We start from the raw sequence: 21792 nt of genomic DNA on the forward strand, positions 1-21792 counted from the left end.
CCCGTATGGCCAAGGGAAACACCACGAAGATCACCGACGAGCTGTACGCGTACATGCTGGCGCACAACCCGCCCCTGGAAGCGGTGCAGCGCGAGCTCGTGGAGACGACGTACGCCCGGCTGCCCGACTACGCGGGCATGCAGTCGGCCGAGGAGCAGGCCCGCTGCTGGCCTTCCTCGTCCGGCTGGCGGGCGCCCGGCACGTGGTGGAGGTGGGCACCTTCACCGGGTTCTCGGCGCTCGCCATGGCGCGGGCGCTGCCCGACGACGGACGGCTGATCGCGTGCGACGTCTCCGAGGAGTGGACCGCGTACGGGCGCGAGGCCTGGACGAAGGCGGGCGTGGCGCACAAAGTGGACCTGCGGATCGCTCCGGCGCTCGACACCCTGCGGGCGATGCCCACCGAGCCGCACATCGACTTCGCCTACCTCGACGCCGACAAGGACAACTACATCGCGTACTGGGAGGAATTGGTGCCCAGGATGCGGCAGAACGGCCTCATCGCGGTGGACAACGTGCTCTTCCACGGCGAGGTCGTGGACCCGGCGGCGACCGGTCCTGCCGCCGGGATCCAACGCTTCAACGAGCACGTGAGGCGGGACGACCGGATGGACAGCGTGATGCTGACGGTGGCGGACGGCCTGACGCTGTCGAGGAAGCGCCAGCGCCCCTGGGAGGTCAGGGGCGCGGGGAACTGCGCGCTCAGCCCCCACCGGCCCGCACCCGAAGAGCTAGCCGCAGCAGCCCCCACCACAGCACCCGCCCCCGCCGGACGGCGCAGGCGCACCCTTGGCCATCCCACCCACGGCCACGGTGGACAGCAACTTCACCGTGTCCCCATGCCCGGCAGGGCAAGTCGCGGGCGCGGCGGACTCGGACATAGGCCGACTGAGCTCGAACGTGTCGCCGCACGAGCGGCACCGGTAGTCATAGCGAGGCATGCCCCAGGCTAACGGCCCGGCGGCGGCGCCGTGCGGCTTACCGCAGCGGCCGGTCCCTGACCCCCGGCTCCGCCTGCGCCTCCGCCTCGCGCCGCGCCTTCCAGTACGGGTTGTCGTGCGGCAGATGGCTGCTGACCCGCCCGTACATCCCGAAGACCATCAGCGCCAGGCCCACCAGGAAGCTGAAGATCACGTTCTGCATCTTGAAGGCGAGGAAATTCTGCGAGCCGCGGTCCAGCAGGGCCAGGTTCACGAACCCGCTGATCAGGAAGAGCACCCCGAGCGACATGTTCAGCCAGGACGCGAAGTTGCCGCCCTTGACCATGCCGTACAGGAGCAGCGCGCCGACGACGATCGAGATCACGCTGAGCGTGCCGTTGGTGCTCAGCCCGGCGACCTCTTTGCCGCCGGTGTCGAAGAACCCGATGTTGTGGGTGAGCCCCAGGATGCCGAAGACGAGAAGGAAGAGCCCCATGATCCCGGCGCCGAAGCGGTACACCTGGCTCAGCCGGTGGTCGACGGGAAGATGCTCGTCGAGGGACACATGGGGGATGCGCCGGGGGTGGCGCAGGGTGTGAAGCGGCTGGGTGGCCATGGGCGGCCTCCTCGTGTCGTCCGTACCTCCCAGGATCCGCCCGTCGCGCGGCCGCGTCAACTCGTCCCGGTGACGGCCGTCGGGCGCCGTGCCCCTGCTCCTCGCGGATCTGGGCCACCACGCGCGCGGCGCTTCGGCGGACCGCCTCGGTCTCGGTGAGGAAGTGCCAGTAGTCGGGGTGGCGGCCCTCCAGCGTGGCGGTCGCGCGCTCCAGGCGCGCCACGGCGTCGTCGAGCGGGCGGGCGTGGCGCGGGTCCGGGTGCTGCGGCCGGACATCGCCAGGCGCTGCGCGTCCCGGATCGCGAACCGGGTCCGCTGGATCTCCTGCTGCGGGTCCTTCGCCACGGCGTTGAGCCGCTGGAGCCGGTCCCCGGCGGCCGAGACCGCCTCGTCGGTGGTGTTGAGGAGCGCCCTGACCGTGCTCAGCCGGGAGGTCGCGTCGGCCCAGCGCTGCTCGTCGCGCGCGGTGGCCGCCTCCTTCAGCTTCTCCTCGGCCTGCCGTACGTTCACCAGCGCCTGCTCGGGGACCTGCTGGAGGTCCTGCCAGCAGGCGGCCGCGAACCGGCGCCGCAGCTCGCTCAGGACCGGGTCGACGGTCCCGGCGCGGGTGGTCAGCGCCTGCGCGCGCGTGCGCAGCGAGACCAGGCGGCGGTCGATCTCGGCGGCCCGCTCGGGCAGCCGCTCGGCCTCGGCGCGCACGCCCTCGGCCTCCCGCAGCACCCGGTCGGCCCGCTCCAGGGTCTCGGGCACGCCGTGCTGCCCGGCGCCCTGGTTGAGCCTGGTCAGCTCGGGGCCGAGCGCGGCGAGGCGGGCGGCGAGATCGTCCGCTCTCGGTCCGGAGGCCCGCACCGCATCGAGAGCGGTGCTCGCGGCCAGAGCGCCTGTCGCGCCTGCTCCACGGCCGGCGCGAGCCGCGCCAGCTGGGTCTCGGCGGTGGACAGCAGCGGCCCCAGGCTCTGCTCAACCGGTCGAGCTCGCCCTTGACCCGTACGAGGTCGTCCTTGGCCTTGGTCAGCTCGCCCCGGGCCCGCGAGGCCACCGAGGCGTCCAGGTCGTCGCGGTCCAGGTCGTGCGCGTCGACCGCGGTGATGTAGTCGTTGCTGACCTCGTCGATCCGCCGGCCGAGCGCCGCGAAGTCGTCCACGGCCTTGCGGCGCGCGGCGAGCTGTCCACGGCGGTGATCGTCTCGATGGAGATCCGCAGGTCCCGCTGGGCGGTGTCCAGCTCGTAGAAGGCGGCGGCGCCGCGTCCTTGGCCGCCTGCGCGTCGGCCCGCACGCTCTCGCCGCGCCCGCCGAACCAGCGCCGCGTCCCGCCTCCGGCGAACGCCCCGGGCAGCAGCGCGGCCCCGAGCACCAGCGGCAGCGCGACGAGCGCGAGCGCGTCCGCGAGGGCCCGCCGCCCCCGGCCGCCCGCACTCCGACACCGGGGACGATGGCACCCGCTCTGCTGTACGGCCGCGCGTGTGTCGCCGTCACATCCTCTCCCGTGCCGTGTCCGCCTGCCGGTTCATTCTCCCACCAGGTAGTGACGAACACACCGGCCGATTAGTTCGCACCGCCCCGCCGACCTGACCCGCCCGGCCCGCCGCCGCGAACGGGTTTGCAGCCCTGCCCCGGGGGCCATGTACGCTGTTCCCTCATCCACGGATGTGCCACGGGCGTGTAGCTCAGGGGTAGAGCGCTGCTCTTACAAAGCAGATGTCGGCGGTTCGAAACCGTCCATGCCCACACGTGGTGAAGGCCCCCGCCGATCAGGTGGGGGCCTTCGTCCGACCGCGCCCCTCCGCCGGGCGCCCGCACCGCAGGTTCCAGCGGCCCGCGCGGCCCGAGAGTTCCGTCAGGGTCAGCGGGGCCACGTCCAGGCGCCAGAAGGACGCGGGCGGCAGGGCCAGGGCGTGGGTCACGGCCGCGCGGACCACCGCCGGGGAGGCGACCGCGAGGATCCGGCCGCCCACCGCGGGCAGCGTGTCCAGCCACGCGCCCACGCGCGACGAGCGCGAGCAGGCTCTCCCCGCCGTGCGGCGCCGCCCCGGGATCGGTGAGCCACGCCCGTACCCCCGAGGGATCCGCCGTGCTCAGCTCGTCCAGGCGCCGCCCCCGCCACCGGCCCAGATCCCAGTCGGCCAGGGCCGGTTCGTCGCACGTGGGCAGGCTGTCCGCCAACTCGTAGAGCGAGGAGGGCGGTTTCAGACGGCGGGCCGGTACCGGAAGCGCCGCCGCCGCGTCCTTGACCCTGCGGACCGCGTCCTCGTCCGGGCGGTCGCGTCGTCGCCGACTCTCGCCTCGCGCGCGTAGCGGTCGGCCGGGGGTGAGATCAACATCACGCGTACGGTCATGGGCCAAGCAGAGCACGGCCGTTCGCGCACTTCGCGCGGGGTTGTGCACCCGCACGCCGTAGCGGCGCGGTCCCTCACGCGGTACGGTCTCGTCGACATAAAGACGGTGTGAAGGAAGCCCGGTGAGATTCCGGCACGGTCGCGCCACTGTGAACCCGGCGAGCGCCCTCAACAGGGAGCGAAGACGGGGAAGTCAGACCCACCACCGTCGACAAAGGCACCAATGACCGGGACGCGTGTTCCCCAGGAGGTTCTGCCGTGGCTATCTCCGCCGCCCCTGCGCCCAGCGCAGAAGCAATGCCGGCCATCACTCCCATATCGCTCAAGGCGATCGCTCCCTGGGCGCTCTTCTTCGGCATCCTCATGCTCGTCCTGCTGTACTTCGTCGGCGCCGAGCAGGGCGCGACCAGCCTCCTGTCCGGCGAGGACGTCCACGAGTGGGTCCACGACGGACGCCACCTGCTCGGCTTCCCCTGCCACTGAGACCAGGGGTACCGACTCGTGAACTCCCTGTCCGTCAGAGCCCTGCTGGTGCGGGGCATGCTCGCCGGCCTCGCCGCGGGCCTCCTGGCACTCGTCGTGGCGTACGTCCTGGGCGAGCCCCGGGTGGACGCGGCCATCGACTTCGAGGACGCGCACGCGCACGAACACGGCGAAGAGGTGTTCAGCCGCACCCTGCAGTCCACCGGCGGCCTCGCCACCGGTGTGCTCGTGTTCGGCGTGGCCATCGGCGGCATCGCGGCGCTCGCGTTCTGCGTCGCGCTCGGCCGGATCGGCCGGTTCGGGCCGCGCGCCACGGCGGCGCTCGTCTCGCTCGGCGCGCTCCTGACCGTCTACGTCGTCCTGTTCCTGAAGTACCCGGCGAACCCGCCGTCCGTCGGTGACCCCGACACGATCGGCAAACGCACCGCCCTGTACTTCCTGATGATCGCGCTGAGCGTGCTGCTCGCCGTCGCCGCGGTGATCCTCGGCAAGCGGCTCGCGCCCCGCCTCGGCAACTGGAACGCGACCGTCGCCGCCTCGCCGCCTTCCTGGTCGCGGTCGGGCTCGCGTACGCGTTCCTGCCCGCCGTCAACGAGTTGCCGAAGGACTTCCCGGCGATGCTGCTCTGGAAGTTCCGCCCGGCCGCCCTCGCCATCCAGGTCACGCTGTGGGCCGGCTTCGGGCTGGTCTTCGGCTACCTCGCCGAACGGCTCCTGGTGCCCTAGTCGCCGCGGCCGAGGCCCGGGTGTGGGCGTCGACAGCGCCGCGGCCGCCCACCGACGGCGGCAGCACGCGAGGGCCCCGGACCGAAGTCGGTCCGGGGCCCTCGTGCGTGGGTCGTGCTCGGTGCGCTGTTTCGGTGGCGCTCGATCGGTCAGGGGCGGCGCAGGGAGAACAGACGGCTCTGCCGCTCCCTGCGGTAGCGCTGCTCCCACCGGTCCATCCGGTCCCGGCGGGCGCGGTAGGCCTGGTAGTCCGTGTCCGTGCCACGGCCGGCTCCGCCGGCTCCGGACGAGCCGCCGGACGGTGCCGTGGAGCGGCCACGGCGTGGGGCGCTGAAGAGTACGGCCACCACGGCGACGCAGAACACTATGCCGCCGAGACTGAAGCCGAAGCCGTACAGGACCAGCGCCAGGACGAGCAGTAACAGGATCATGGCGTGTTCCTCTAGGGACGGTTCCGGGGGCTCCCCTGGCCCCCGGCCCTCCAAGTTACTCCGGTACAGCGGGAGTTGGCCTCCGAGTTGCATACCGGCCAACGCCTCGCAAGCCCCTACAGTCCGCGCAGCCGTTCCATCTCCCGGCGGTCCCGCTTGGTCGGCCGGCCCATGCCCCGGTCGCGCACCCCGGCCGCGAGCACGTCCGAGCGGGCGGGCGGCGGCGGGCTGTTGTCGACATAGGTCTCGGCGGCGATCGCCGCGCCCACCCGCTTGCGGATGACTTTCGCGACGATGACGATCCGCTCCCGCCCCTCCAGGCGCAGCCGCACCTCGTCGCCCACCTTCACGGTGTGCGCGGGTTTGACGCGCTCGCCGTTGAGCTGGACGTGTCCGGCGCGGCACGCCGTCGCCGCCATGGAACGCGTCTTGGTGAGCCGTACGGACCAGATCCAGCTGTCGAGCCGCACGGGCCCCGAGGGCCCTGCCGGTGCCGTCGGCCCCCTGGGCCCCTGTGCCTTCGCCTCGTCCGCTGCCGCCATGCCCCGACTCTACCGAGGCCGTTGTCAGTGGTACCCGTCACACTTGAGGCATGTGCAGAAGCATCAAGACGCTCGGCCGCCGGCCCTCCCCGAGGAGGCCATCGACGAGGAGACCCGCGCGGCGGCTCTCCAGTACGTGCGCAAGGTGTCCGGCTTCCGGGCGCCCGCCGCGCACAACCGTGAGGTCTTCGACCGGGCGGTGGACGAGATAGCGCGGGCCACGGCCGAGCTGCTCGAAGGCCTGGAGATACGGGGAGTGCCGGTCAGGACACCGGCGTAGCCGCACCCGTCCGCAGGGCGCGGGCGGCGCGGTCCGTGCGTCAGGCCGGGGCCGGCCGCCGCGGCCTGGGCCGGGCGGCGCATGACGTAGGCGGCGAGGAGCCCGCCGCGAACAGGGCGAGGACGGAGATGCCCGTGCCGAGCCAGGTCGCGCCGAGCCAGCGCCCGCCGAAGTAGCCGAGGCCGACGCTGTAGCCCGCCCAGACCACCCCGGCGAGGGCGGACCACGGCAGGAACTCCTTGGGGTGCGGTGCGCCGCACCCGCGCCGAGCGAGACGACGGACCGGCCCGCCGGGGCGAACCGGGCGATGACGACGAGCGCGCCGCCGCCCCGGCTCAGCGCGGCGCCGAGACGTTCCTGTGCGCGGGTCAGCCGGCGGGAGCGGGCGATGGCCTTGTCGAGCCGCGCCCCGCCGCGCCAGGCGAGGCGGTACGCGACGAGGTCGCCGAGCACCGAGGCCGCGGCGGCGCAGGCGGCGAGGAGGAGCAGGTCGGGCACGTCGCGGATGGCGTGCGGGCGCCCGCCGCGGTGGTCGACCCGGCCGCCGCCGAGGTCGCGGCGGTGATCACCAGGACCCTGCTGGGCAGGACGGGGAGGAACACGTCCAGGAGAACGGAGACAGTCACCACGGCGTAAATCCATGGGCTGCCGGTCAGCGACCCCACACTCTCCAGCACTACGACCCCCGAACGGAATGCGTCCTGCTGCCGCTGGTTCGCGGCCGGGTCGCTGTACAGCCGTACAGCGTACGCCTGGGGCGCGTGGGGTTTCCGTTCGGGGTGGGATGTCACCGGCAAGCCGGTGAACGGTCGTTCGGGAGTGTCGGTGCGTCAGCGCGCCGTGCCCGCCGGGGTTGCGGCCGCGGTGGTCTCCGGCAGGGCGGCGGCGTGGCGCGGCCGCCGAGCAGCTGGTCGAGGGCGAGGGCGCCCGGGCCGGTGAAGACGAGCAGCAGGAAGACCCAGCTGAACATCGCGGCGTTCTCGCCGCCGTTCTGGAGGGGAGCAGCGCGCCGGACTGGTGGACGTCGAAGTAGGCGTACGCCATGGAGCCGGAGGAGAGGAAGGCGGCGGAGCGGGTGAAGAGTCCGGCCATGATCAACAGGCCGCCGACGAGCTGGATGGCGGCCGCGTACCAGCTGGGCCAGGCGCCGGTCTCGATGGTGCCGCCGGTCCCGGCCGCGCCGCCGAACCAGCCGAAGAGCGAGGCGGCGCCGTGGCAGGCGAAGAGGAAGCCGGTGACGATCCGGAAAAGGCCCAGGACGTAGGGCTTGGCGCGCTCGGTGTTCAGAGCGGAGGGGAACGTGGGGGAAGCCATGGGGACGGGCTCCTTCGGTGTGGGGGACGGGGCCGGTGGAGCCTCCACGTTAGGTAGACCTGACCAATGCTTGCAAGTTCAAGTTTAAGTAGATGGCTCAATTCCGGTTGGATCGCGACCGAAGTTGGCTGGAATTCATCTTTACGGGGGGCATACATGGACGTAAAGCAAATGCATCGAGACGCAGGGTTACGGAGTCAGGTCCTCGTCCAGGACCGTGACCAGGCGGGCGGACCCGCCGTGCCCTGCCCGCGCCTGGTCGAGCCGGAGCCGGGCCGCGCGCCCGGTCAGCGTCAGCGTCATCAGCTGGTTCCCGAACCGGGGACCGCCTGTTCGGCGCCAGCGCACCGGTGGCGCGCCGAGGCGGCCGTGCCGGGCCAGTACCCGGCCGAGCCGCCGCCCCCACCGGCTCCACCCGAAGCGGAACGCGGCCCGGAGCGTCGCGGGGACGGAGTTGTGGACGGGCGAGCAGGTCAACTGGAGCACGCGCGCGTCCGGGCCGCCGGTGGGCCGGACCGGCTCCGCGAGGTAGGCGTGGTGCACGTCGCCGGAGAGCACGCAGACCGTGGCGGGCGCCTGCGGCCCGCTGCCCGCGCGGGCGATCAGCTCCGCGAGCCGGGCGAAGGAGGAGGGAAGGCCGCCCAGTGCTCCAGGTCGGCCCGGCGGCGCAGCTTCTCGCCGAACCGCGCCCAGCGCGGGCCGCGTTCGCCCCGGCACAGGGCCGCGTTCCAGCCCTCCGCGTCATGGACGAGCGGCGGCAGCAGCCACGGCAGCGAGGTCCCGATCAGCAGGTGGTCGTACGGGCCGGTCCCGTCGAGCGCCTGCTCCCGCACCCAGTCGGCCTCCGCCTCGTCGAGCATCGCGCGCTTCTGCTCGTCCAGGACCCGGGCCGCCCGGCTGTCCACCATCAGCAGCCGTACGCGCCCGAAGTCGCGGCGGTAGCTCCAGCGCGATCCAAAGGGTCGGCGCGCAGCGCTGTCGTTGAGGGGTGGCGGCCGGGTGACGGGTGGGCGGATCGGCGCCCGCCTCCGCCGCGAACCGGCGCAGCGCGTCCGTGCCGTCGGGGCTGCTCCGCACCGCCGCGTACAGCGGATCGGTGGCGAGCTCGGCGGGCGGGAGGTTGCCGAGGTGCTGGTAGACCCAGTACGACATCAGGCCGCCGACCAGCCGCTCCGGCCACCACGGGGTGGCGCGCATCTCGGCCAGCCAGGCGGCGCTGGTGTTCCAGTCGTCGATCACGTCGTGGTCGTCGAAGATCATGCAGCTCGGCACGGTGGAGAGCAGCCAGCGCACCTCGGGGTCGCCCCACGACTCGTCGTACAGCCGGGTGTATTCGTCGTAGTCCCCGACCTGCGCCCATGGCGGGTCGGCCAGATCGCGCCGGGCGGCGAGCCAGCGGCGGGTCGCCCGCGAGACGGAGTCGGCGTACACCTGGTCGCCCAGGAGCAGCAGGACGTCGGGCCGCTCGGCGTCCGGGTCGGCGGTCAGACGGGCGGCGAGGCCGGTGGCGAGCGTGTCCAGGGCGTCGGGCCCTGCGGGGTCGCGCTCGCCCTGGGCGGGGCGGCCCAGCGGCAGGACCCGAAGGCGACGCGCAGTCGGGCCGCGCCGGGCGCGGGCGTGCGGATCACGGACGGGGAAGGGGAGCGCTCGGGCGGCCACACCCGCCGCCCGTCGAGCAGCACGTCGTACAGGGTGGCGGCGCCCGGGGCGAGGCCGGTGACCGGGATCAGCGCGTAGTGGTGCCCGGCGATCTGGAACGTACGGGAGGAGCCACGGGCGCCGTCGGGGCAGCGCACCTCGGCCGTGCACGGCCGGTCCGCCTCCACCCAGACCGTGGCCGACGTGCCGGACCCGCCGTCCACGTACCGCAGCAGTGGTCCCAGGCGCAGTCCGGCCATGTCGTCCCCTCCGCCGCTCCGTACGGTACGGAAGGACGGAGGGGCGAGATAGTGAGCTGCTAGGCGGACTTATGGCGGGGCCCCGTAGGGGCGCGGGGAACTGCGCGACCAGCTACAGACGGCCCGCAGCGAATCGCCGCACTACCAGCGGAGCGCTCAGCAGGCGTTGAGTACCGACTGCAGCGCGGACTTCTCGGCGGAGTCCACGGTCAGGTTGTAGTAGTGCTTCACGTCCACCCACATCCGGGCGTACGTGCAGCGGTACGCGGTGCGCGAGGGCAGCCACTCGGCCGGGTCCTTGTCGCCCTTGGCCTGGTTGACGTTGTCGGTGACCGCGATCAGCTGGGGCCGGGTCAGGTCGTTGGCGAAGCCCTGGCGCTGCGCGGTCGTCCAGGAGCTGGCGCCCGAGCGCCAGGCTCTCGAGCGGGACGACGTGGTCGATGTCGAGGTCGGCGGCGGCCGTCCAGGTGGCGCCGTCGTACTCGGAGTACCAACTGCCGCTGGTGGCCGCACAGCTGGAGTCCGTGACGACGTTGGTGCCGTCGCGCTTGAGGACGACCTCGCGGGTGTTGCAGGTGCCGGACTGGGTGATCCAGTGCGGGAACTTGGACCGGCTGTAGCCGTCGGAGGAGCCCTCCGGGGTGGCGGTCATGGCGGCGAGGTAGCTGCGGGCGGTGGCGGCGCTGACCGGGGTGGGGGTGAGGCCTGGGCGCCGGGGGCGGTGAGCAGGCTCGCGGTGGCGAGGAGGGCGGCGGAGGCGGTGAGCGCGGAGAGCCTGGCTATTCGACGCGCGTAGACACCTGACATGCGAACTCCCTTGGTGTGGGGGGACTTGGCCGGGCGCGCGGGTGCGCGGCCCGGTCATCGTGGCGGCACCAGGTTTCCTGAGGGTGGGCGCCAGGTAACAGAGTGGCGACATGGGCACGTCACATCAAGGGGTGAGGTGCTCTTGACCTCCTTGTCCCACAAGGGAACTGACGCCCCGTATGCCACGGTTGCACCACCGGGTGCGGCGGCAGGTCCCGGCGTACCGTGGGCGCGTGCTGCTGCCCGTCAATGTCACGCTCGGGGTCGTTCTCGCCGTACTGCTCCTGGTCGCGGCCGGTGTCGCGACGGTGGCGCGGCTCGGCCGGGCGAAGGAGATCCTGGTCGCCGGGGTGCGTGCGGCCGTTCAGCTCGCGGTGGTGGCGAGCGCCATCCACTGGGTGGTCGGCTCGGTGCCGCTGCTGCTCTGCTTCCTGCTGCTGATGTTCACGGTGGCGGTCCGTACGGCCGGGCGGCGGATGACGCCCAACGGCACCTGGTGGTGGGCCGCGCTGCCGATCGCGGCGGGAGTGACCCCGGTGGTGGGGGTGTTGCTGCTGACCGGGCTCGTCCCGGTCAAGGGCATCGCGCTCATCCCCGTCACCGGCATCCTCATCGGCGGCGCGCTCACCGCGACGGTGCTCGGCGGGCGGCGGGCGCTGGACGAGCTGACCGGGCGGCGCGGCGAGGTGGAGGCGGGGATGGCGCTCGGGCTGCCCGACCGGGACGCGCGCCTGGAGGTGGCCCGTCCGACCGCGTCCGACGCGCTGCTGCCCGGCCTCGACCAGACCCCGGACGGTGGGGCTCGTCACGCTGCCCGGGGCGTTCGTGGGCATGCTGCTCGGCGGGGCGTCACCGGTGCAGGCGGGGGCGGTGCAGCTGTTCGTGCTGGTCGCGCTGATGGCGGTGCAGGCGGTGGCGGTGTCGGTGGTGCTGGAGCTGGTGGCGCGGGGGCGGGTGCACCGGGATGTGCCGCTCTGACGTCGGCCGACTCCCGGGGGACTTTGGTCCCTGACGGGTGCGGGGCGGTGTCCCGTATTCTGTACGGAGCAGAAGGGGAGTAGCTCTTCGCCGGAACGTCGACATACTGCTGGACTCTCCTTCGGGAGCGACCCCAGCCGGCGCCCGGAGGCAGGCCCGCGAGGGCTCGCCAGCGAGACCTTCGGCCGCAGTGAACCATGACCGCTTTCCGCTTCATGGCGCCGCTGCTGTGCCGAAGCGACCCCGGATTCTCTCGTGACACGCTCTCGGTACGGCCGCGCCGCGCCCGACCGATTGAGGACCTCTTCCGTGCTCAGCTTCACCATCCTGGCGATCACCTTCGGCGTGGTCTTCCTCGCCGAGCTCCCCGACAAGACCGCGCTCGCGGGCCTGATGCTCGGCACCCGCTACAAGGCGTCGTACGTGTTCGTCGGTGTCGCGGCGGCGTTCCTGCTGCACGTCGCGCTCGCCATCGCGGCGGGAAGCGTGCTCACCCTGCTGCCGCACCGGCTGCTCCAGGCGATCGTGGGCGTCCTCTTCCTCGCGGGCGCGGCGATGCTGCTGTTCAAGAAGGACGAGGAGGAGGACGGGGTGAAGGCCCCGGCCGACCAGTCGTTCTGGAAGGTGTCCGGGGCCGGGTTCATGCTGATCCTGGTCGCCGAGTTCGGGGACCTGACGCAGATCATGACCGCGAATCTGGCCGCGCGGTACGACAGCCCGCTGTCGGTGGGGGTGGGGGCGGTGCTGGCGCTGTGGGCGGTGGCGGGGCTGGGGATTCTGGGCGGGCGGACGTTGATGAAGTACGTGCCGCTTCGGTTGATCACGAAGGTGGCTGCGTGCCTGATGGTTGCGCTGGCTGGGTTCAGCCTGGTTGAGGCCATTGCCGGCTGACGCCGGCGGTTTGGGGCGCGGGTTTTCGTCTGCGGGCCGTCTTGGGCTGGTCGCGCAGTTCCCCGCGTCGTCCCTCCGGGGGTGCGGTGTGCTTTGTCTGCGGGCCGTCTTGGGCTGGTCGCGCAGTTCCCCGCGCCCCTAAGGCGCCCCTGCGGGGCGATCTCGGGTTGTCGGTCGGGCGCGGGTCGTCTGTCGCTGGTCGCGCAGTTCCCCGCGCCCCTGAGAACGCCCCTACGGGGCGATCAGCAGGGTGAGGGTGCCGTCCCGCTCTTCCGTCACCGTTACGTGCGTCAGGTCCGGTACGTGTGTCGTCGGGCCGTGCGCGGCCGCTCGGGGGCCTATGCCTATGACTCGCATTCCTGCTGCCAGGCCCGCCTGGATGCCTGCTTCCGAGTCCTCGAAGACTATGCAGTCCGCCGGGGCGAAGCCCAGTTCGGCGGCGCCCTTGAGGAAGCCCTCGGGGTCCGGCTTGCTCGCGCCGACGCGTTCGGCCGTGACGCGTACGGTCGGCAGAGGCAGGTCGGCCGCGCCCATGCGGGCCCGGGCCAGCGGCTCGTTCGCCGAGGTGACCAGGGCGTGGGGGAGCCCGGCGAGGGAGGCCATGAAGGCGGGGGCGCCGGGGACGGGGACGACGCCGTCCGTGTCGGCCGTCTCCTCGGCGAGCATCACGCGGTTGTCCGCGAGGTTCTGCTCCATCGGGCGGTCCGGCAGCAGGACGGCCATGGTGGCGTAGCCCTGGCGGCCGTGGACGACCTTCAGCGCTTCCTCGGGGTCGAGGCCGTGCTCCACGGCCCAGCGGCGCCAGCACCGCTCGACCACGGCGTCGGAGTTGACGATCGTGCCGTCCATGTCCAGCAGGAGGGCGCGGGCGGTCAGGGTCGTGGGCGTGGCCGTCATCGGTGGACTCCTGGGTGCGGGAGCAGAGACAAGTGGCTCCGCCCGCCGGTCAGGGAGTACGGGCGGAACCACTTTGTTCCATCACGATACAAAACAAAGGGCCGAATGGTCCAACCGGCCTCGCTCTTGGGTCTTGATCGTCCCCGTCGCCCCCCTAGGACGTCTGCGCCTCCAGGGCGCTGCGGGTCTCCGGGCCGTAGACGCCCGGCGGGTCGCTTTCGAGGCCCATGTACGACTGGTACGTACGCACCGCGCTCTCCGTCTTGGAGCCGAAGTGGCCGTCGATCCTTCCGTTGTAGATCGTCAACTGGGCGAGTCGGTCCTGGAGTTCGGCGACCTCGGGGCCGTTGTCGCCCCGGCGCAGTGCGGGGGCCGTGGCGGGCGGTGCGACCGGGGCGGTCGGGGTGTCGACGGAGCCGGTGACCTGCGACGGGGTGGGTGAGGGCGTGGTGGGGCGGCGGGAGGGGCTGGTGGAGGCCTTAGGCGTACGGCTCGGGGAGGGTGAGCTCTTGTGGGGGGAGGGGGTGGTGTGCGGGGTGGTGCGGGTGGGCTCCGGTGCGGTGGGGGAGGGGGTGCTGGAGGTGGTGGCGGGGTCCGGGGCGGTGCTCACGGTTGTGGCCGGGCCGGTCGCGTCCGTGTCGGAGTCCCCGCCGAAGAGGCCGCCCGCGAACGCGGCCGTGCCGAGCGTGGCGATCGCCACGGTGGTTGCGAGTGCGAGGAGGAGGGGGCGGCGTCGGGGGCGGTCGGTCGTCTGCGGGTCGTGTGTGGCTGGTCGCGCAGTTCCCCGCGCCCCTGGAGGGGTGGCCCGGAATGGCATGGTCGCCCCACGCTCGTTAGCGGCGGGCCCCGCCGCCGGCGGTACGGCCCGCAGCGGCATCGTCACCCTGGGGTCGCCCCCCTCGGGGTGCCCCGCGTCCTCCCGGCCCTCCAAGTTCTCCAACGTCACATACGGCCTGATCCGGAGCGGGTCGAAGTCCTCCGACGCGGCTATCTCGGCCGAGCGGTCCGCTCGTAGCGCGCAGGTGCAGGCCGGTCTGCCGGTGGGCTCGCGTTCCGTACCGCATTCAGGACATACGTGTCCCGTCATCGTGGGTCCCCTCCCCTTGAACTGCCTGCGATTATGCAGGGCCCGTGGGGGTGGACCGAGGGGTCGGGGCGGGCCCGGCAGGCCATATCCGGATATTGCGATCAAGATGGAGAGAGGCGGGGCGGAGACAGCGGGGGCGGCTGAGACAGAGAGGGGCGGCCCATGGCCCAGGAAACGGCCTCCACCGCGCTCTCCCCGGGCGCCGGGCCCGGCGTCGGGCAGGAGCGGCGGACCGTACTCGTCGCCATCGGTGCGCTGCTGCTCGGCATGCTGCTGGCCGCGCTCGACCAGACCATCGTCTCCACGGCGCTGCCGACGATCGTCAGCGACCTCGGCGGGATGGAGCACCTGTCCTGGGTCGTCACCGCGTACATGCTCGCCTCCACCGCCGCGACCCCGCTCTGGGGCAAACTCGGCGACCAGTACGGCAGGAAGAAGCTGTTCCAGGCCGCCATCGTGATCTTCCTCGTCGGCTCGGCGCTGTGCGGCGTCGCGCAGGACATGGGGCAGCTGATCGCCTTCCGTGCGGTCCAGGGGCTGGGCGGCGGCGGGCTGATGGTGCTGTCGATGGCGATCGTCGGCGATCTCGTCTCCCCGCGCGAACGCGGGCGCTACCAGGGCCTGTTCGGCGCCGTGTTCGGCGCGACCAGCGTGCTCGGCCCGCTGCTCGGCGGGCTCTTCACCGAACACCTCAGCTGGCGCTGGGTGTTCTACATCAACCTCCCGATCGGTGTCGTCGCGCTTCTCGTGATCGCCGCCGTGCTGCACATCCCGGTCCACGGCACCCGCCACACCATCGACTACCTCGGCACCTTCCTGATCGCGTCCGTCGCCACCTGTCTGGTCCTCGTCGCTTCCCTCGGCGGGACCACCTGGGCCTGGGGCTCGGCGCAGATCGTCGGGCTCGCGGTGCTGGGCGCGGTGCTGCTCGGCGCGTTCGTCGCGGTCGAGCGAAAGGCGGCGGAACCTGTCCTTCCGCTGAAGCTGTTCCGTATCCGCACCTTCTCCCTCGTCGCCGTCATCAGCTTCGTCATCGGCTTCGCGATGTTCGGGGCGATGACGTACCTGCCGACGTTCTTGCAGGTCGTGCAGGGCATCACCCCGACGATGTCCGGCGTGCACATGCTGCCGATGGTGCTCGGCCTGCTGCTGACGTCGACGGCGTCCGGCCAGATCGTGTCGCGCACCGGCCGCTGGAAGGTCTTCCCGATCACGGGCACGGCCGTCGTCACCGTCGGTCTGCTCCTGCTGCACCGGCTCAGCGAGACGAGCTCCACCTGGGAGATGAGCCTGTACTTCTTCGTCTTCGGCGCGGGGCTCGGCCTGGTGATGCAGGTGCTCGTCCTGGTCGTCCAGAACGCGGTGGGGTACGCGGACCTGGGTGTGGCCACGTCCGGGGCGACCTTCTTCCGCTCGATCGGCGCCTCCTTCGGCGTGGCGATCTTCGGCACGATCTTCACCAACCGCCTGAACGGCAAACTCGCCGACGCGCTGGCCGGTCGCGAGCTCCCTGCGGGCACCGGGCCTTCCCAACTGGCCGCGGACCCGCGCGGGATCGCCGAGCTGCCGCCGGCGCTGCGGCCCCCGGTCCTGCACGCGTACGCGCAGTCGATCACCGACGTCTTCCTCTACGCGGTGCCGGTGACGCTGCTCGCCTTCGTGATCGCCTGGTTCCTGCGCGAGGACAAGCTGCGCGGCGCGGTCACCGCGCCCGACGTCAGCGAGACCGTGGCCTCCAACCCGGTCCAGCGTTCGTCGTACGACGAGTGCGCGCGGGCGCTGTCGGTGCTCGGCACACGGGAGGGCCGCCGCGCGGTCTACGAGAAGATCACCGCCCGGGCGGGCCTGGACCTGCTGCCCGCGTCGAGCTGGCTCCTGCTGCGCATCCACCACTACGGCTCGGCGGAACCGGCCTTCGTGGCCGAGCGCACGCGCGTACCGCTGCGGCTGGTCACGGAGGGCGCCCGGCAACTGGAGGAGCGCGGCCTCGCCGTGCGCGAGGGGATCGCCCTGGTTTCCACCGAGGCGGGCCGCGCGACGGCGGTCCGGCTCGCCCGGGCCCGCGAGGAGTCCCTGTCCGAGCTGCTCGGCGACTGGTGGGGCCCGGACCGCCCGACCGACCTGGCCAAGCTGGTGGAGGAGCTCACGGCCGAGATGTCCGGCTCGGACGAGGAGCGCCCGAGGGGACCGGAGCTGCGCCGGGACCACGCGAGATGAGTCCGTAGCGAGTCCCTCTCACAGCTCCTTCGCGAACCACCGTTCCGCGTACGGTCGTTGCGCGTACGGCTCGATCTCCCGATAGCCGTTGCGCGCGTACAGCGCACGCGCCTCCACCAGGTCGTGCCGGGTGTCCAGCGCGACGCGGCGGGCGCCGAGGCGGCGGGCGGCCGTCTCCAGGGTGGTGAGGAGCGCGGCGCCGCCGCCGGTACCGCGCAGGCCGGGGCGTACGTAGACCCTGGTCAGCTCGGCGGTGGCCGGGGCCGTACCGTCGATGACCGGGGCGGTCTCGCAGAGCAGGATGCCGCCGCAGGCGCCGGCCACTCCGCCGTGGCGGCCGACCACGAAGTCGCCCAGCGGCGGGCGCAGCCGGTCGGCGCCGTCGTCCGCGAGGCCCTCCTCGATCTCCTCGGCGGTGGCCGGGCGGCCGTACCAGCGGCTCGCCACCTCGTCGTAGTACTCGCGGCGGAGCAGGGCCGCGTCGGGGGAGTCGTAGGGCTCGCGGTTCATGATCCAACTCATGGGCGTCTGCCTACCCGAGACCGGTGCCGTTTGGCCACCGAATTCCTGGCAACCCGGCGGGTACGGACCAACTCACCGGGAAGGCAGACATGTCCACGATCGTGATTGTCGTCCTGATCGCGGTGCTCGCCCTCGCCGCCCTCGCCGTCGCCGTCCGGTTCGCCCTGCGCGGCTCGGCGACCGGCGGGCGCGGGCTGCGGCGGCGCTTCGGCCCCGAGTACGAACGGGCGGTCGTCCTGCACGACGGGGACCGCCGAGCCGCCGAGCGCGAGCTCGCCGAGCGGCTGAAGCGGCACGGCTCGCTCACCGAACGCCCGCTGCCGCCCGAGGTCCGCGAGCACTACCTCGTGCGCTGGGCGGGCATCCAGGAACAGTTCGTCGACTCGCCGCGCGGGGCCGCCGAGGCGGCCGACAAGCTGGTGGCCCGGCTGGCCGAGGAACGGGGCTTCCCGGCGGCGAAGGCGTACGAGGACCAGCTCGCGGCGCTGTCCGTGCACCACGCGGGCCAGCTCGACGGCTACCGCAGGGTGCACCGCGCGGCGCGGGGCACGGGCGACACGGAGGAGATCCGGGAGGCGGTCATCGAGGCCCGCACCCTGTTCGAGGAACTCCTCACGGCGGGCCCGCGCCACGCCCAGCCCACCCGCCGCCCGGCCCTGCCGCGACGGCACGCGAAGGGGAGTGCGGTGTGATGCGACGCGATGAGGACGGGACGGGGACGGGACCGGCCGAAGCCGAGGCCGCACCGGTGGCTCCAGAGGTACGCGGCTCCGATCCGGCGGTACGGGTCTCGGGCGCGGCGGGTGCGGCCGGTTCGGCGGCGAGCGCCGCCGACCAGCCCGTGCCACCCCCGCCCGCCGACCTGGCACCCGCCCCCCTGCTCCCCACCGAGGAGCGCGACAAGTGGGCGCTGCGGCTGCACCGCGCGGTGAGCGGCTTCGTCGACGAGCCCCGGCAGGCCGTGGAGGAGGCCGACGCGGTACTGGGCGAGACGGCCGCGCGGGTCGCGGAACTGGTCAAGGAACGGCGTCAGGCCGTCCCCGCGAAGGGCGACACCGAGGAACTCCGCCTCGCGCTGCGCGACTACCGGGAGCTGACGGAGCGGATGTTGGGGCTCTAGGGGGAGCGCCGGGACGTACGGCCCGCACGCTTCGAGGCGTACGGGCCGTACTACCGGCGGTGCCGGTTCAGCCCTTCGGTCCCGCCTGCTGCACGACCTCGAACGACCACAGCGTGGAGCCGGTCGCGGCGGGCTTGGGGCGCTCGCCCTCGCCCTCCGCCGCGCCGCCCCCGCCGTGCGCGCCGCGCATCGACGTGGCCATCCACTTCTCGAAGTCCTCTTCGCTGCGCCAGCGGGTGTACACGAGGTATTCGTCGGTGCCCTCGACCGGACGCAGCAGCTCGAACCACTCGAACCCGTCGGAGTTCTCCACCGACCCCGCGCGCGCGGCGAACCGCTGCTCCAGCACCTCGCGCTGCTCGCTCGGGACCTTCAGGACATTGATCTTCACGATGCTCATGCCCCGACCCTACGGCCGGGTGTTTCGTCTGCGGGCCGGTGGGGGCTGGTCGCGCAGTTCCCCGCGCCCCTGAATGCGCCCCTGCGGGGCGCCCAGGGGATTGCCGCGCAGCGGCATTCAAGGGGCGCGGGGAACTGCGCGAGCAACCCAGCACGGTCCGCAGACGAACGGGGGGGCTGGGGGCGCAGCCCCCGGGAAACCCACCTCCACCCACCCACACCCCCGGAGGGTCTAGGGAAGGGGCGGGGTGGGGCACCGTGAGGCTCGTCACGATCTGCTCGCCTCGGCCTCCCACCGCACCGCCGACGTCTCCTGACGCACAGCCAGCCGCGTCCCCGTGCCGAGGGACACGGTCGAGCCGATTCGGAGCGTCGGCAATGCCCCCATGACCAGCACAGTTCGCCGCCCGATGCCTCTCCACGCACCACCGACCGACGCGATCCGCGACGGCGTTCCGGCAGGTCCGGTTCCCGTACGTTGCGGAGTCCGGTCAAGGCGATTCCGGTCAAAACCCTGGTGACAGTCAGGCGAAGTGGGGGTTGTCTGAGTCTCCTCAGTGGGGTGGTGTGGGGTTTTGAGCAGTCGCCCCGCACTCGGGGGCCGGTACGACGGGCGAACAGCGGGCTTTTAGAGAACGGTGGGAGGCTTGGCGGGGCGTGGCTAATGCGGAGCACGGCGGACGCGGCAGCGCGGTGGACTCGGGGTCGGCGGACCCCCGGATGGGCGCGGCCCGGGTGGTGCTGTGGCTGGTCGCCGCCGTCCTCGCGATACGGCAGATGGCCCACGTCCTGCGCCTTCCACCAGGGGAGAGACTCACCGACCTGGAGACCTGGACCGGCGCGAACGGTGCCGACGGCGTCAACGGCGTGCTGCACGTCAAAGGGTCCCTGTACGACCAGGACCACTTCACCGGCACCCCCTTCGCCGGGCTCGTCCTCAAACCGCTGACCCACTCCGCCGAGCAGGCGCTCGGTGTGGCCTGGACGTTCTCCACCCTGCTGCTCGTCGCGGTGCTCGGCGTCGTCGCCGCCCGCGCGCTGCCGGGGCCGATCTCGCGCCGCAGTTCGCTGGTGGCCGCGCCCGTCGCCATCAGCCTCCTGATGGTCTCGCTGCCGGTCCGCAACGCCCTCACCACCGGCCAGACCAGCATCATCCCGGTCCTGCTCGTCCTGCTCGGCTGCTTCGCCGTACGCGGAGAGCGCGCCTGCGGGGTGCTCATCGGCGTCGGCGCCGCCCTCCAGCCCACCGTGCTGCTCTTCGTCCCGCTGCTCTGGTTCACCGGACGCAGACGCGCGGCCGTCTCCACCACCGCCACCTTCGCCGCCGCGACCGCCCTGACCTGGGCGCTCATGCCGCACGACTCCTGGACGTACTGGGTGCACCACGTGGCGGGCGCCGGGCTCGGCGCGCGCCCCGACGGCCTCGCCAACCAGTCCCTGCACGGCGCCCTGCTCCGGATCGGCCTCGAAGGGCCGCTGGAGATCGCGCTCTTCCTGGTGCTCGCCGTCGCCGTGATCGTCCTCGGCCTGCGCCGCGCCGTCCGCTACGCGCGCGACGGCCAGCTCCTCCTCGCCGTCGCCCTCACCGGCTGCGTCGCGGTCACCGTCTCGCCGACGGCCTGGCAGCACCAGCTCCTGTGGGTGCTGCTCGCGATGGTCGGCCGGGTCGGCACCAAGGCCCGCGACCGGCTGGTGTGGCCCGCGCTCGTCATCCTGGTGATGACGCTCCCGGGCGCGGTGCTGCTGCCGAACATGCCGGTGCTTTACCCGTTACGTGACAACGTTCCCCTGCTGACGGCGCTGCTCGCGGCCTGCCTGGTCCCGTTCCTGCCGCGCACCTCCGAGCACTTCCGCACGCCGCTCCCCACCACATACGCGGAGCCCGTCCCGGCCCGCTGGGCCCGCGTCCCGCTGCTGCCGTTCTGGCGCCGGGTGCTCAGCCGCCCGAACCTGCTCCTGGAACTGCTCGCCATACGCGTCGGCTACTCCGCGTACTCCCACATCCGCCTTGAGGCCACCGCCGGGCGGGAGACGGCCGAGGCGCACGGCCGGACGATCGCGTCGATCGAGCGCGCCCTCCACATCGACATCGAGCGCTGGGCCAACCACTCGATCCAGCACGCCAAGTGGCTGGAGTCGTTCTTCAACTTCTACTACGAGTCGTTCCACTTCGTGGTGCCGCTCACCGTCCTGGGCGTCCTCTACGTGCGCCGCCCGGCCGACTACCGCTGGGCGCGCGCGGCCCTGGGCTTCGCCACGGTGCTCGGTCTGGTCGGCTTCTGGTTCTTCCCGCTCGCCCCGCCGCGCCTGATGCCGGGCATGGACTTCATCGACACGGTCCACGGCCCGCAGGACCTGGCCAACCCGGACTACGGGGCGATGACGCAGGTCACCAACCAGTACGCGGCGATGCCGAGTCTGCACTTCGGCTGGTCGCTGTGGTGCGGCATCGTGATCGCGGTGGTGGCGCCCAAGCTGTGGATGAAGGCGCTGGGCATGCTCCACCCGCTCTTCACGGTCTGCGCGATCATCGCCACCGCCAACCACTGGGTGCTCGACGCGATAGGCGGCGCCACCGTCGTCGGCGCGGGCTTCGCCCTGGTGTACGTGCTCGCGGGCCCGCGCGGCGTTCAGCTCCCGGAGCTGCCCGCGCCCAGAGCGGCGACATGGGGCGGCAAGGCGATGCCGGCGGGCAGAACGGGGTCGGGCTCCGGCGCGTCGAAGTAGCTGCGCACCGGCACCACCCCGGCCCACAGCCCGAGCTCACCGTCCGGCCCGTCCCCGTCCTCGGGCGGGCCGGACGCGGTCTTCACGGACGCCTCGGTGAGCGGCAGCGCGAGCAGCGAGGTGGCGGCGAGCTCCTTGCGGCTGGGCCGCCGCGCGTACTCCCACTGCCCCGGCGCGCACTGCTCGGTCACGACCCGCAGCCCGTGCAGCAGCTCGTCCCCGTCCGTGACGGCCCGGGGCACCCCGTAGACCATGGCACTCCGGTAGTTCACTCCGTGCTCGAAGACCGACCGCGCGAGGACGAGCCCGTCGATGTGCGTCACGGTGACGCAGACGGTCTGCTCGGGCGCCTGGACGAGGCTGCGGCTGGCGACGGATCCGTGGACGTAGAGGGTACGGGTGCCGAAGTCCACGCCGTACACGGTGGGCACGACCATGGGCGTCCCGTCGACGACGACGCCGAGATGGCAGACGAACCCGCCCCGGAGTATCGCGTCGAGGTCAGCGACCTCGGTACTGCCCTGCTCCCGCAGCCGCCGATGACGTGTCCGCTCGGTGACCACGAGCTGCTGATTCTGTTCCTGTGTGCTCATTCCCCCACC

15 protein-coding genes, 1 tRNA gene, 10 pseudogenes and 1 riboswitch are annotated in these 21792 nt (G+C 72.6%); of the genes and pseudogenes, 11 read left to right on the forward strand and 15 right to left on the reverse strand.

The features are described 5' to 3' along the window. Positions 1-5: 5 nt before the first annotated feature. A pseudogene (locus QIY60_RS19780) lies at positions 6-661 on the forward strand (class I SAM-dependent methyltransferase); the annotation flags it as partial. 69 nt (positions 662-730) lie between these two features. Here QIY60_RS19780 and QIY60_RS19785 read toward each other — a convergent pair. The 3 genes and pseudogenes from QIY60_RS19785 to QIY60_RS19795 form a co-directional block, all read right to left on the reverse strand. After that, a complete protein-coding gene (locus QIY60_RS19785; protein WP_283146006.1) occupies positions 731-940 on the reverse strand; it encodes a zinc ribbon domain-containing protein in 210 nt (69 codons plus the stop codon). A 37-nt stretch (positions 941-977) separates the two neighbouring features. After that, entirely contained in the window at positions 978-1535 is a 558-nt protein-coding gene (locus tag QIY60_RS19790) for a DUF4383 domain-containing protein (protein WP_283143612.1), read from the reverse strand. Positions 1536-1617: 82 nt separating this feature from the next. After that, positions 1618-2899, reverse strand: a pseudogene (locus QIY60_RS19795) (hypothetical protein); the annotation flags it as partial. A gap of 293 nt (positions 2900-3192) precedes the next feature. On the opposite strand from QIY60_RS19795, the gene QIY60_RS19800 reads away from it, so the two are divergent. Beyond that, a tRNA-Val gene (locus QIY60_RS19800) sits at positions 3193-3264 on the forward strand. 23 nt (positions 3265-3287) lie between these two features. On the opposite strand, the pseudogene QIY60_RS19805 reads toward QIY60_RS19800, so the two are convergent. Then, positions 3288-3872 (reverse strand): annotated as a pseudogene (locus QIY60_RS19805) (histidine phosphatase family protein). Positions 3873-3939: 67 nt separating this feature from the next. Then, a riboswitch (cobalamin riboswitch) is annotated at positions 3940-4097 on the forward strand. Positions 4098-4169: 72 nt separating this feature from the next. Here QIY60_RS19805 and QIY60_RS19810 point away from each other — a divergent pair. Both QIY60_RS19810 and QIY60_RS19815 read left to right on the forward strand, forming a co-directional pair. After that, entirely contained in the window at positions 4170-4355 is a 186-nt protein-coding gene (locus QIY60_RS19810; RefSeq protein WP_283143613.1) for a CbtB-domain containing protein, read from the forward strand. A gap of 18 nt (positions 4356-4373) precedes the next feature. Then, positions 4374-5080, forward strand: a pseudogene (locus QIY60_RS19815) (CbtA family protein). Positions 5081-5229: 149 nt separating this feature from the next. Here QIY60_RS19815 and QIY60_RS19820 read toward each other — a convergent pair. Both QIY60_RS19820 and QIY60_RS19825 read right to left on the reverse strand, forming a co-directional pair. Further along, positions 5230-5511 carry a hypothetical protein gene (locus QIY60_RS19820; protein ID WP_283143614.1) on the reverse strand — a complete coding sequence of 94 codons (282 nt, stop codon included), beginning with the start codon at positions 5509-5511 and terminating at the stop codon, positions 5230-5232. Positions 5512-5627: 116 nt separating this feature from the next. Then, the gene (locus QIY60_RS19825) at positions 5628-6053 is read right to left on the reverse strand and encodes an RNA-binding S4 domain-containing protein (protein WP_283143615.1); all 426 of its coding nucleotides are present in this window, start codon (positions 6051-6053) and stop codon (positions 5628-5630) included. Positions 6054-6103: 50 nt separating this feature from the next. Here QIY60_RS19825 and QIY60_RS19830 point away from each other — a divergent pair. Next, a pseudogene (locus QIY60_RS19830) lies at positions 6104-6333 on the forward strand (DUF2277 domain-containing protein). Between the two features lie 59 nt (positions 6334-6392). Here QIY60_RS19830 and QIY60_RS19835 read toward each other — a convergent pair. The 4 pseudogenes from QIY60_RS19835 to QIY60_RS19850 form a co-directional block, all read right to left on the reverse strand. Then, a pseudogene (locus tag QIY60_RS19835) lies at positions 6393-7010 on the reverse strand (VTT domain-containing protein); the annotation flags it as partial. Between the two features lie 110 nt (positions 7011-7120). Further along, positions 7121-7647, reverse strand: a pseudogene (locus QIY60_RS19840) (DoxX family protein). Positions 7648-7836: 189 nt separating this feature from the next. Further along, a pseudogene (locus QIY60_RS19845) lies at positions 7837-9545 on the reverse strand (alkaline phosphatase D family protein). Positions 9546-9701: 156 nt separating this feature from the next. Continuing rightward, a pseudogene (locus QIY60_RS19850) lies at positions 9702-10352 on the reverse strand (HNH endonuclease family protein). A 233-nt stretch (positions 10353-10585) separates the two neighbouring features. Between QIY60_RS19850 and QIY60_RS19855 the strand changes: the two are divergent. Next, positions 10586-11330, forward strand: a pseudogene (locus tag QIY60_RS19855) (ABC transporter permease). Between the two features lie 309 nt (positions 11331-11639). Beyond that, on the forward strand, positions 11640-12221 hold the full coding sequence (locus tag QIY60_RS19860) for a TMEM165/GDT1 family protein (protein WP_283143616.1): 582 nt from the start codon (positions 11640-11642) through the stop codon (positions 12219-12221). Between the two features lie 231 nt (positions 12222-12452). On the opposite strand, the gene QIY60_RS19865 is transcribed toward QIY60_RS19860, so the two are convergent. Together QIY60_RS19865 and QIY60_RS19870 are read right to left on the reverse strand one after the other, a co-directional pair. Then, the gene (locus tag QIY60_RS19865) at positions 12453-13118 is read right to left on the reverse strand and encodes an HAD-IA family hydrolase (protein WP_283143617.1); all 666 of its coding nucleotides are present in this window, start codon (positions 13116-13118) and stop codon (positions 12453-12455) included. Between the two features lie 154 nt (positions 13119-13272). Next, on the reverse strand, positions 13273-13818 hold the full coding sequence (locus QIY60_RS19870) for a peptidoglycan-binding domain-containing protein (protein WP_283143618.1): 546 nt from the start codon (positions 13816-13818) through the stop codon (positions 13273-13275). Between the two features lie 549 nt (positions 13819-14367). Here QIY60_RS19870 and QIY60_RS19875 point away from each other — a divergent pair. After that, positions 14368-16422, forward strand: coding sequence for an MFS transporter (locus tag QIY60_RS19875; protein WP_283143619.1), 2055 nt, complete (start codon positions 14368-14370; stop codon positions 16420-16422). An 18-nt stretch (positions 16423-16440) separates the two neighbouring features. Here QIY60_RS19875 and QIY60_RS19880 read toward each other — a convergent pair whose 3' ends face one another. Then, complete coding sequence (locus tag QIY60_RS19880) at positions 16441-16944, reverse strand: GNAT family N-acetyltransferase (RefSeq protein ID WP_283143620.1); 504 nt, start codon at positions 16942-16944, stop codon at positions 16441-16443. An 89-nt stretch (positions 16945-17033) separates the two neighbouring features. On the opposite strand from QIY60_RS19880, the gene QIY60_RS19885 reads away from it, so the two are divergent. Both QIY60_RS19885 and QIY60_RS19890 read left to right on the forward strand, forming a co-directional pair. Then, entirely contained in the window at positions 17034-17636 is a 603-nt protein-coding gene (locus QIY60_RS19885) for a hypothetical protein (RefSeq protein ID WP_283143621.1), read from the forward strand. Further along, entirely contained in the window at positions 17636-18064 is a 429-nt protein-coding gene (locus QIY60_RS19890) for a hypothetical protein (protein WP_283143622.1), read from the forward strand. The genes QIY60_RS19885 and QIY60_RS19890 overlap by 1 nt, the downstream gene beginning before the upstream one ends. 67 nt (positions 18065-18131) lie before the next feature. Here QIY60_RS19890 and QIY60_RS19895 read toward each other — a convergent pair whose 3' ends face one another. After that, positions 18132-18464: an antibiotic biosynthesis monooxygenase gene (locus QIY60_RS19895; protein ID WP_283143623.1), complete on the reverse strand. Its 333-nt coding sequence runs from the start codon at positions 18462-18464 to the stop codon at positions 18132-18134. Between the two features lie 719 nt (positions 18465-19183). On the opposite strand from QIY60_RS19895, the gene QIY60_RS19900 reads away from it, so the two are divergent. Next, positions 19184-21190: a bifunctional glycosyltransferase 87/phosphatase PAP2 family protein gene (locus tag QIY60_RS19900; protein ID WP_349253988.1), complete on the forward strand. Its 2007-nt coding sequence runs from the start codon at positions 19184-19186 to the stop codon at positions 21188-21190. Here the strand turns inward: QIY60_RS19900 and QIY60_RS19905 are convergent. Continuing rightward, positions 21094-21783: a pyridoxamine 5'-phosphate oxidase family protein gene (locus QIY60_RS19905; protein ID WP_283143625.1), complete on the reverse strand. Its 690-nt coding sequence runs from the start codon at positions 21781-21783 to the stop codon at positions 21094-21096. The two genes, QIY60_RS19900 and QIY60_RS19905, sit on opposite strands and share 97 nt — an antisense overlap. Between the last annotated feature and the right edge of the window lie 9 nt (positions 21784-21792).

Origin of the sequence: Streptomyces sp. BPTC-684, from assembly GCF_030028635.1 — a bacterium.
Lineage (GTDB): Bacteria > Actinomycetota > Actinomycetes > Streptomycetales > Streptomycetaceae > Streptomyces > Streptomyces noboritoensis.

Coding starts and splice junctions, on each gene's coding strand:
- QIY60_RS19865 (WP_283143617.1), bottom strand. CDS start 13,118: ATGACGGCCACGCCCACGACCCTGACCGCCCGCGCCCTCCTGCTGGAC.
- QIY60_RS19885 (WP_283143621.1), top strand. CDS start 17,034: ATGTCCACGATCGTGATTGTCGTCCTGATCGCGGTGCTCGCCCTCGCC.
- QIY60_RS19790 (WP_283143612.1), bottom strand. CDS start 1,535: ATGGCCACCCAGCCGCTTCACACCCTGCGCCACCCCCGGCGCATCCCC.
- QIY60_RS19905 (WP_283143625.1), bottom strand. CDS start 21,783: ATGAGCACACAGGAACAGAATCAGCAGCTCGTGGTCACCGAGCGGACA.
- QIY60_RS19820 (WP_283143614.1), bottom strand. CDS start 5,511: ATGATCCTGTTACTGCTCGTCCTGGCGCTGGTCCTGTACGGCTTCGGC.
- QIY60_RS19810 (WP_283143613.1), top strand. CDS start 4,170: ATGCCGGCCATCACTCCCATATCGCTCAAGGCGATCGCTCCCTGGGCG.
- QIY60_RS19785 (WP_283146006.1), bottom strand. CDS start 940: ATGCCTCGCTATGACTACCGGTGCCGCTCGTGCGGCGACACGTTCGAG.
- QIY60_RS19895 (WP_283143623.1), bottom strand. CDS start 18,464: ATGAGCATCGTGAAGATCAATGTCCTGAAGGTCCCGAGCGAGCAGCGC.
- QIY60_RS19900 (WP_349253988.1), top strand. CDS start 19,184: ATGGGCGCGGCCCGGGTGGTGCTGTGGCTGGTCGCCGCCGTCCTCGCG.
- QIY60_RS19880 (WP_283143620.1), bottom strand. CDS start 16,944: ATGAGTTGGATCATGAACCGCGAGCCCTACGACTCCCCCGACGCGGCC.
- QIY60_RS19825 (WP_283143615.1), bottom strand. CDS start 6,053: ATGGCGGCAGCGGACGAGGCGAAGGCACAGGGGCCCAGGGGGCCGACG.
- QIY60_RS19875 (WP_283143619.1), top strand. CDS start 14,368: ATGGCCCAGGAAACGGCCTCCACCGCGCTCTCCCCGGGCGCCGGGCCC.
- QIY60_RS19890 (WP_283143622.1), top strand. CDS start 17,636: ATGCGACGCGATGAGGACGGGACGGGGACGGGACCGGCCGAAGCCGAG.